10 protein-coding genes are annotated in these 8646 nt (G+C 72.7%); 6 read left to right on the top strand and 4 right to left on the bottom strand.

Features of this window, described 5'->3' with window-relative positions; genetic code table 11:
* Positions 1 to 2001, bottom strand: a 2001-nt coding sequence (locus CCN51_RS44190) for a nitronate monooxygenase (RefSeq protein WP_211303309.1), incomplete at its 3' end; no start/stop codon positions are given.
* Between the two features lie 330 nt (positions 2002 to 2331).
* Here CCN51_RS44190 and CCN51_RS44185 point away from each other — a divergent pair.
* The 3 genes from CCN51_RS44185 (at position 2332) to CCN51_RS44175 (ending at position 4071) form a co-directional block, all read left to right on the top strand.
* On the top strand, positions 2332 to 2712 hold the full coding sequence (locus CCN51_RS44185; protein ID WP_014173578.1) for a hypothetical protein: 381 nt from the start codon (positions 2332 to 2334) through the stop codon (positions 2710 to 2712).
* Positions 2713 to 2913: 201 nt separating this feature from the next.
* Entirely contained in the window at positions 2914 to 3468 is a 555-nt protein-coding gene (locus tag CCN51_RS44180; protein WP_078610311.1) for a TerD family protein, read from the top strand.
* Positions 3469 to 3594: 126 nt separating this feature from the next.
* Entirely contained in the window at positions 3595 to 4071 is a 477-nt protein-coding gene (locus tag CCN51_RS44175; RefSeq protein ID WP_014173576.1) for a nucleoside deaminase, read from the top strand.
* A 31-nt stretch (positions 4072 to 4102) separates the two neighbouring features.
* On the opposite strand, the gene CCN51_RS44170 is transcribed toward CCN51_RS44175, so the two are convergent.
* Both CCN51_RS44170 and CCN51_RS44165 read right to left on the bottom strand, forming a co-directional pair.
* A complete protein-coding gene (locus CCN51_RS44170; RefSeq protein ID WP_014173575.1) occupies positions 4103 to 4288 on the bottom strand; it encodes a hypothetical protein in 186 nt (61 codons plus the stop codon).
* A 118-nt stretch (positions 4289 to 4406) separates the two neighbouring features.
* Entirely contained in the window at positions 4407 to 5102 is a 696-nt protein-coding gene (locus CCN51_RS44165; RefSeq protein WP_014173574.1) for a TetR/AcrR family transcriptional regulator, read from the bottom strand.
* 104 nt (positions 5103 to 5206) lie between these two features.
* Between CCN51_RS44165 and CCN51_RS44160 the strand changes: the two genes are divergently transcribed.
* The 3 genes from CCN51_RS44160 (at position 5207) to CCN51_RS44150 (ending at position 8174) form a co-directional block, all read left to right on the top strand.
* The gene (locus CCN51_RS44160; protein ID WP_014173573.1) at positions 5207 to 6652 is read left to right on the top strand and encodes an MDR family MFS transporter; all 1446 of its coding nucleotides are present in this window, start codon (positions 5207 to 5209) and stop codon (positions 6650 to 6652) included.
* 118 nt (positions 6653 to 6770) lie between these two features.
* On the top strand, positions 6771 to 7022 hold the full coding sequence (locus CCN51_RS44155) for a DUF6296 family protein (RefSeq protein WP_014173572.1): 252 nt from the start codon (positions 6771 to 6773) through the stop codon (positions 7020 to 7022).
* Positions 7023 to 7175: 153 nt separating this feature from the next.
* Positions 7176 to 8174: a sigma-70 family RNA polymerase sigma factor gene (locus CCN51_RS44150; protein WP_043486131.1), complete on the top strand. Its 999-nt coding sequence runs from the start codon at positions 7176 to 7178 to the stop codon at positions 8172 to 8174.
* Here the strand turns inward: CCN51_RS44150 and CCN51_RS44145 are convergent.
* The gene (locus CCN51_RS44145) at positions 8073 to 8537 is read right to left on the bottom strand and encodes an STAS domain-containing protein (protein WP_078610310.1); all 465 of its coding nucleotides are present in this window, start codon (positions 8535 to 8537) and stop codon (positions 8073 to 8075) included. The two genes, CCN51_RS44150 and CCN51_RS44145, sit on opposite strands and share 102 nt — an antisense overlap.
* Positions 8538 to 8646 lie beyond the last annotated feature (109 nt).

Genomic DNA, 8646 nt, shown 5'->3' with positions numbered 1-8646 from the left:
CTCGCCCCGCCCGGGCGGGGCCACGCCCAGGCGCTCGCGCAGCGCGGCCGCGGCGCGGCGGAAGAAGTCCGCGGCGGCCGGGGCCACGGAGTGGTGCAGGGCGGCGACAGTGGTGGTGGCCGAGCGCAGTACCGCCACATCGCCTGCCATGAACATGCCATCCTGATATTGGCGCTCCTCCCCGATCGCCACCAACTCGCCGCCCGGGCCGCGCTCGACACCCTTGCCCGCGATCCGCAGCCGGCCGACGTTCAGCCGCTCCAGCCGCTCCCACACCTGCCGCTCCGGGACGCCCTCCGCGCGCAGCCGATCCCTGACGGCGCCGAACTCCTCGGTGAACGGGCTGGGGACACAGCGGGTGGCGTGCCCCGGAGCGGTCTCCAGCAGCGCGGTGCGCCGCGCGGCCACCACCTGGCGCTGGAACAGCGGCTGGACGGCGCCGTGGGCCACCGCCTCCTCGGTGAAGAGATACGCGGTCCCCATCAGCAGGCCGACCAGGACACCGCGCCGGGTCAGTGGGGCGGCGAGGGCGGCGACCATCGCCGCGGACCGCTCGTCGTGGACGCCGCCCGCGAAGAAGACCTCGATCGGGGCCGCGGCCCCGTCCCCCTCGTCCAGGAAGTCCTCGATCACCGCGATCTGGGCCTCCCACAGCGGAAAGCTGTGGCGCGGGCCGACGTGACCGCCGCACTCGGAGCCCTCGAACACGAACCGACGGGCGCCGGACCGCAGGAACTGCCTCAGCAGCCCAGGCGAAGGGACGTGCAGAAAGGTGGCGATCCCGGCCTTCTCCAGCGCCTCGGCCTGGGCGGGCCGCCCGCCCGCGATGATCGCGTGGCTGGGGCGGATCTCCCGTACGGCCTCGAGTTGGGCCTGTCTGATCTCCTCGGGCGCGAAGCCGAGCACCCCCACCCCCCACGGCCGCCCCTCCAGCGCGGCCGCCGCCTCCACCAGCATGGCGCGCGCCTGTTCGCGCCCGGCGAGGGCGAGCGCGAGGAACGGAAGGGCGCCCTCGCCGGCGACCGCGGAGGCGAACCCGGCCCGGTCGCTGACCCGGGTCATCGGCCCCTGTGCCACCGGCAGCCGGGGGCCGAGCGCCACGCTCATCGGCGAGCCCGGGCGCAGCGCGGAGGCGGCGCGGTCGTCCCGTACGGCATCCCGTACGGCTTCGGCCACGGCGCGTACGGTCCGGCCGACATCGCCATACTGCTCGGCGAACCGCGCCGCCAGAAAGCCGTCCTGACCGACGGGCAGCGGCCGGGCGCGCGCATCGCGCACCCGGCGGCGCAGCACCCGGCGGCTGTCGACCACGGCGGTCTCCGAGCCGTCCAGGGAGCGGAGGGCGGCGGCCGTCTCCTCGGGCACCCCCGACTCGGTGAGCAGCGCCAGTTGGGTGTCCAGCACGACGCCCGCCGCCCCGCCGACGACCGCCGCCGCGGCCGTGTGGAGGCCGATTCCGCCACAGGCCCACACCCGTACGGACACCCCCGGCTCGGCGAGCAACTGCTGCAGGAGTACGAAGGTGCCGAGCGCCCCGACCCGGCCACCGCTCTCGCCACCCCGGGCGATCAGGCCGTGCGCCCCGGCTCGTACGGCATCCAGCGCCTCGTCCAGGTCGGTGACCTCGGCGAGGACGCGGTGGCGGCCCACGGCGTCGGCCACTGCCACGGCGTCGGCCACCGTCCAGGGGGAGTCCGCCGCGAGAACCACCGTGTCCGGACCCGCGCCAACGCCCCCGTCCCGGGGCCCCGCCTCGGGGCGGGCCGCCGCCAAGTCCGCGGGCGCCAGCCGGCAGCCGGGGCCGATCCGCACTCCGTACCGGCCGCCGGGGGCCCAGTCCCGAAGCCGCTCCAGCGCCTCCCGGGCCCGCCGGTCCCCGGCTCCCAGGTCCAGGATCCCGAGCCCTCCGGCGCGGCTGACCGCGGCGGCGAGCCTGGCGTCCGGTCGCCCGAAGGGAGTGATGCCGAGGACGAGGTCGCCGAGCCGGTCAGCAGATCTCATGGCGTCTCCGAAAGAATCGGCAGAGCGGGGTAAAGGGAGATCATTCCCGGCACGTGGACCCGAAGGTACGGCTTCGGAATTCCGCCCGGGGCGGCGCGAGGCATGAAATTAGACGACGGACCTGATGGAACGTCAAGAGCGAAGCCCCCGCCGGGGCGGTGATCACGCCGAATCGGCCGATGTGAGCGAATGGTTCGCTCGCGACAAACAAGGGCAGAATCCCCATCCGTGCGTCAACCGTGGATTTCCATTCGATGAACGGGCTGATTCGGCCAAGGGACTGGACGACCCGGCCACGGCCCGGCGGGGCGTGGGATATAGGGTGCCCGGGTGCGCTGGAAAGATGAATCCGGAACCAAGTGGCGGCTACGACAGCAGAGGCTGGCCTGGCCGCGGTGGGTCAAACCGGAGGTAGCGTTCGAGCACGCCCCGAGCGGTCTCGGCGACGACCCGATCTCCGCGATCATCGCCCTGCCCTTCCTGCTTGTCTTCGCGGTGATGCTGCCCTTCTGGCTGGCCGAACTTCTTCTGCGGCTGCTGCTGGCCCCGTTCGTGGCCGTGCTCCGGTTGGCCGGCGCCATCCCTTACCGGCTCAAGCTCTACAAGAAGGGGCGGTTGACCGGGTCATATTCGGCGGATGGCCACGGCGAGCTGGTACGGCTGCGCCACGAGCTTCGCCGGATGGGGAGCCCGGCCGGCGGCGGTCACTGATTCCCGTACCGGCGCGCCCTGTGCGTACCGGCGGGTCCCGCCTGGTGCGGGTGTGCGGGGCGGGGCGGGCGTTGCGGGCCCGAGCGCCTTGTCTCCCCGTGTCCCGCCGTTCCCTGTCGGATGCCGCTGATAAAATCCCAACTCCGTTGCTGTGCGCGGGATTGAGACAGCAGGATCCGGGTCCGAGGGAATTCTGTTCGGATCAATTCCGGAAAGGGGAGTCAGGTGACCGGTATCAACAAGGGCCAGAGCAAAGTCCAGGTGGCGCTCAAGTGGGATCCCAGCCCGCTGGGGCAGCCGGCCCACGATCTCGACATCATCGCGGGGACCTACACCGCGGCGGACCCGTACGGCGAACCGGCCTACCTCGTGCACTTCGACCGCCGGTCGCCCGACGGCACCATCACCCTCAACCGGGACAGCCAGACCGGCCAGGGCCTCGGCGCCGACGAGGTCATGACCTTGGAGCTGGAGCGGCTGTCTCCCTCCTACGCCCGGGTGGTCGTGGGCGTGGCCATCCAGCAGGGCAGCAGTCCCAAGACCTTCAGCGACGTGGCCAACTGCAGCTTCCGGATAGCCGACGGGATCACCGAACTCGTGAACAGCGGTTTCGTCGGGGCGCTGGGCGCCAAGGCCGCGACCGTTGCCGAATTCATCCGGAACGACTCGGGGGAGTGGCAATTCCATGAGGGCATCCGGGGATTCGACGCCGACCCGGACGAATTCGGCGGGCTGATGGGCAGGGACTATTCCTGAGCCCTGTCCGGCCTCTTACGCGGATGGGTCGGTGTCCTACGTGGACGGTCCGGCCTCTTCCGCGGATGCGTTCGGGCGCGGCGAGGCTTTAGCATGCCGTGAAGATCACTTCCCGAGGAGGCCGCCATGGCGAACGACGCCGATCTGCGCCATCTGCGCCGCTGCGTGGAGCTGGCGGCCGAGGCCCTGGAAGCGGGCGACGAGCCGTTCGGTTCGGTGCTCGTCGCCGCGGACGGGGCCGTCCTCTTCGAGGATCACAACCATGTGGCGGGCGGCGACCACACCCGCCACCCCGAGTTCGAGATCGCACGCTGGGCCGCGGCCCATCTGACCCCCGAGGAGCGCGCCGCGGCCACCGTCTACACCTCGGGCGAGCACTGCCCGATGTGTGCCGCGGCCCACGGCTGGGTCGGGCTGGGCCGCATCGTGTACGCCAGCTCATCCGGGCAACTGACGGCCTGGCTCACCGACCTCGGGGTCCCGGCCCCTCCCGTACGGGCCCTGCCCATCCAGGAGGTCATCCCGGGCGCCGTGGTGGAGGGCCCGTTCCCCGTCCTCGCCGAGCGCGTACACGAACTGCACCGCCGCTTTCACGGCTCCTGAAGCGGGGGTGGGCGAGGGCGGAAGAGGGGGCTCAGCCAAGCAGTTCCCGGGCCGGCGCTTCGCCCCACCACCGCTCGACCCGGTCGGGTGACCAGCCGCGTTCCCCGGTGAGCACGGTGTAGACGTCGATGTTGCACAGCGCCGCGTAGACATCGACCGCGGACCGCGCGACGGCGTCGCCCGCCCGCTCGAACAGCCGCCGGTCGTAGCCGGCCATCGCCGCGCGAGTCTGCTGTGCCTGCGACGCGTTCTCGCCCGGTCTCGCGTGCCGGGCTGACCGGCGGCTGAGGGTCCCTGTCGACGTGGGCGCGCGTCGCTCGGCCCGGGATCCCGGCTCAAGGGCGGGGCCCGGGCGCGTACGCGCGCAGGAAGAACCGCACCCCGCCGGCCACCAGCTCGTCGATCAGCGCGTCGTCGACCTCCACGGTGCCGAACAGCGAGCGGTTGTTGACCCGGCCGGTGACCAGGAGGCCGAAGTACTCGGCGGCTTCCACCGGGTCGGCGATGTCGAGCAGTCCGGCCTCCGCATACCGCTCCAGCCGCTCGGTAATGGCCTGCTGCGCGTGGCCCACCGAGCCCGCGCGGCGCCGCAGGGCGGGGAAGTGGCCGGCCTCGGCGCTGATCAGCCGGACCAGCGCCGCCCGCACGGGCGACCGTAGAACGGCGGTCGCGAACTCCCGGCCGAACACGATCAGCGCCGCCTCCAGCTCCGCTGCCCCGGGGCCCGGCCCGCCGGTGCCCGGCGCGGTCGCAACGGTGGAGGTGGCGGTGACGCCGTCCAAAGTCCGTTCGAGCAGCGCGTGGAAGCCCTCCTCCTGCGCCGCCTCGGTCTCCTCGATGACCGCGAGGAACAGGCGTTCCTTGTCACCGAAGTAGTCGTAGATGGTGCGTTTGGAGACCTTCGCGTCGGCGGCGATCGCGTCCATGCTCGCGCGCGCATACCCCTCGCTTACGAAGATCCGCAGCGCGGCCGCGACGATGGCGGCGCGCTTCTCGGGCGAGCCCTGGCGGAGAGGGGCCTGGCGGGGCATGGGCGCTCCTGATCTGGGGCCGCGGATGCGGCGGGTCGGTGCGTGACGGGGAACTGTACGGTGCAGTGTACAGAGCTACACTGCACCGTGTAGTTTCCCTCTTCATGAGTGACCGATCGTCCCAACCTCCCGTATCTCCCAACTCACCCGAATCGGCCGCCGGACCCGGCGGCGCGCCCGCGCGGCTCGACGCGGGGCTGCTCCGGCTGGCCGCGATCGTCGTCGTCGGCGCGCTGACCTCCATGCTCGACATGACCATGGTCACCGTCGCGCTGGCCGGTCTCGCCCGTGACTTCGACGCCTCGGTGGCCGTGATCCAGTGGGTCAGCACCGGCTATCTGCTGGCCATCGCCATGGTCATCCCCGTCACCGGCTGGGCCGTCGAACGCTTCGGCGCCAAAAATGTCTGGCTGTTCGCGCTCACGGTCTTCACGGCCGGGTCGGCGCTGTGCGGCACCGCGTGGTCGGCGGGCAGCCTGATCGCCTTTCGGGTGCTCCAGGGCGTCGGCGGTGGCATGATCGTGCCGCTGAGCATGGCCATCCTGGCCCAGGCCGCCGGGCCCGAGCGGCGCGGCCGGGTGATGAGCGTCGTGGCGATACCCGCGCAGTTGGCCCCGATCGCCGGTCCGCCGCTGGGCGGACTGCTGGTGGAGGGCCCCGGCTGGCGATGGATCTTCTACGTCAACGTGCCGATCGGCCTGCTGGCCGCCCTGTTGGCCTGGCGGGGCATTCCCCGCGCCCCCCGCCCCGCGGCCGCCGGGTCGTCGCCGGACGTGGTGGGCCTCGCCCTGCTGTCACCGGCCCTCGCCGCGCTCACCTACGGCCTCTACCGCACCAGCGTGCCGTTCACCGCCGCGGGAGCGGTGCTGCTCGCCGCGTTCACGCTGCACGCGCTGCGCACCCGCGGTACGCCGGTCGTGGACCCGCGACTGTTCGCCCGGCGGCCCTTCGCCGCCGCGTCCGCGCTCAATTTCCTCTCCCGAATGTCGATCTTCGGGGCCATGATCCTGATGCCGCTCTACTACCAGCAGGTACGCGACCACAGCGCGCTCACCGCCGGGCTGCTGCTGATTCCGCAGAGCCTGGGCACCATGGCCGCCCTGCCGCTGGTGGGCAGGGTGACCGACCGGGTCGGCGCCCGCCCGGTCGTGCTGGCCGGGATCGCCGCCGCTCTGCCTGCCGCGCTGGTCTGCGCCCGGATGGGCCCGGACACCAGCGAGCTGCTGCTGTCCGCCGCGCTGTTCGTATGGGGCCTGGCCACGGCCGCCGCCACCGTGCCGGTGATGGCGGCCGCGTACCACGGCCTCGAACCGGCTGCGATCCCGCGCGCGACCAGCGCCATCACCACGGTCCAGACCGTGGGCGCCTCCGTCGGCGCGGCGGTCCTGGGCACGATCCTGGCGCACCGGACGGCCGAGCGGCCGGGTGCTCCCGCCGAGGCGTTCGCGGACACCTTCTGGTGGGTCGTGGCCTTCTGTGCCCTGGCGCTCGTCCCCGCCTTGCTGCTGCCGCGCCCGCCCCGCGCCCCGCGCGGCAAATCCCGGAGCTGACGGATCCCGGAACTGAAGCCTGTGACCAGTTGCGCTCTTGCGCGTTCGGGCCCGTTCGATAGTGTTGAATGTCCCGGTTTGGGGAGTGGGTCGGGATGGCGTGGCAGGAGGGCGTGTCATGGCGCGTCGTGAGAGATATGAGCTGATCTTCGTGCATCCGGACGCTGCGGCCCAGGCCGCCGAGGACGTGGCCGAGGACGTCGTGGTGGTGCACCGTACAGACAGCAGCGGACCGGGAGGGCACCCCGTCTACGCGGATGACACCGGCATCGTGCGGGCCGAGATAAGCGACCGCGCCGAGGTCCGGATGCTGGCCAGCGGCGGGCATCAGGTGCACTCCTCCACGGTCCGCGCCCGGCCCGTCGGCTGAGCCTCACGCGCCCCGCACATCCCCCGGCGCCTGTCTCACCTGTGCCGTATGCCCGCAGGGAAGGCGGCGGCGGGCCTGGCGACGGGGGATTGTCAGACCCAGCCGCTACCTTGCGACCAAGGGTTAACCGGAGGGTCGACAGGGAGCCTTGCGATGAGTGACGTGACGGCGACGGAAAGCGCGGCCGCGGTCGAGCCGCAGCTGGAGCGCCACCGGGTGGAGCTGACCGGGTACTGCTACCGGATGCTGGGCTCGGCGTTCGAGGCCGAGGACGCCGTGCAGGAGACCATGGTGCGGGCCTGGCGGGGCTTCGACCGGTTCGAGGGCCGGTCGGCGCTGCGGTCGTGGCTGTACCGCATCGCGACCAACGTATGCCTGGACATGCTGGGCGGCAGCCAGCGCCGCGCCCGGCCCATGGACCTGTCGGCCGTGGCGACGGCCTCGTCGCCGCTGGGTCCGCCCCTGCCGGAGACCGCGTGGGTCGGGCCGGCCCCCGACGGCCGCATCGTGACGGAGGACGGAGATCCGGCCGAGCTGGCCGCCCAGCGGGAGTCCGTGCGGCTGGCGTTCATCGCCGCGCTGCAGCATCTGGCGCCCCGGCAGCGGGCGGTGCTGATCCTGCGCGAGGTGCTGGCCTGGAAGGCCGCCGAGGTCGCGGAGCTGCTGGACACCACGGTCGCGTCGGTCAACAGCGCGCTGCAGCGCGCGCGGGCCACCATCGCCGCGAGCGGAATCAGCGCCACCGACCCCGTCCAGCCGCTGGACGAGGAGCAGCGCGCCCTGCTGGCCCGTTACGTGGACGCCTTCGAGCGCTACGACCTGGACTCCCTCACCTCCCTGCTGCATGAGGACGCGACGCTGTCGATGCCGCCGTACTCGCTGTGGATGCGCGGCCACGCCGATATCCGCCAGTGGCTGCTGGGCAAGGGCATAGGCTGCTGCGGCTCACGGCTGATCCCGACGGTGGCGAACGGCTCGCCCGCCTTCGGTCAGTACCGCCCCGCCTCGGACGGCGGCCATGAGCCCTGGGCGCTCCAGGTCATCGAGGTGTCAGCCGGCCGGGTCACCGCGCTCAACTCCTTCCTGGACACCGCCCGCCTCTTCCCGCTCTTCGGCCTGCCCGCCCGCCTCGACCCCGTCGACGCCCGGTAGGCCCGCCGTCGGTACCACGCTGTCCAGGCCCGATCGGGCGAGGGCGGCCCGCAGCTCGCCGCTTGCGCCGCGCAGCCGGATCCCGCTACCCAGGCGCCGGGCGGTGAGCTGCAGCCGGGCCAGCGCCTCCAGTACGGCCAGGTCCGGGGCGCGCACCGCGGCCACGTCCACGACGACCGGACCGGCCACGGCGCCGTGCGACGCCAGCTCGCGCAGGCGCGCGCACAGCCCGGGCACCTCGGCGCGGCCGACCGTGGGGTCCAGGACCAGTACGGCCGGGGCGTGCACCGCAGGGTCACCAGGGCCGCCGGCGGGTCCGGGACCCGGGCCGCGGGGCGCCGGCGTCTCGTCATGAGCGGTCAACGTCCACCTCCTCTCGGTGCGTTCTCCCTGGAAGACCGGCCGATGCGGGGAAACTCATCGCCCAGGATGGCAGGATCTGTACATGACGAATGATCTGTCTCTTATACAC

Origin of the sequence: Streptomyces milbemycinicus, from assembly GCF_002154605.1 — a bacterium.
Taxonomy (GTDB): domain Bacteria; phylum Actinomycetota; class Actinomycetes; order Streptomycetales; family Streptomycetaceae; genus Streptomyces; species Streptomyces milbemycinicus.
This window is presented reverse-complemented; position numbering and strand designations above follow the sequence as displayed.

Excerpts from the sequence above, each read along its gene's own strand:
- CCN51_RS44160 (WP_014173573.1), top strand. The coding sequence starts at position 5,207 with ATGAGTGACCGATCGTCCCAACCTCCCGTATCTCCCAACTCACCCGAA.
- CCN51_RS44170 (WP_014173575.1), bottom strand. The coding sequence starts at position 4,288 with ATGGCCGGCTACGACCGGCGGCTGTTCGAGCGGGCGGGCGACGCCGTC.
- CCN51_RS44155 (WP_014173572.1), top strand. The coding sequence starts at position 6,771 with ATGGCGCGTCGTGAGAGATATGAGCTGATCTTCGTGCATCCGGACGCT.
- CCN51_RS44175 (WP_014173576.1), top strand. The coding sequence starts at position 3,595 with ATGGCGAACGACGCCGATCTGCGCCATCTGCGCCGCTGCGTGGAGCTG.
- CCN51_RS44150 (WP_043486131.1), top strand. The coding sequence starts at position 7,176 with ATGAGTGACGTGACGGCGACGGAAAGCGCGGCCGCGGTCGAGCCGCAG.
- CCN51_RS44165 (WP_014173574.1), bottom strand. The coding sequence starts at position 5,102 with ATGCCCCGCCAGGCCCCTCTCCGCCAGGGCTCGCCCGAGAAGCGCGCC.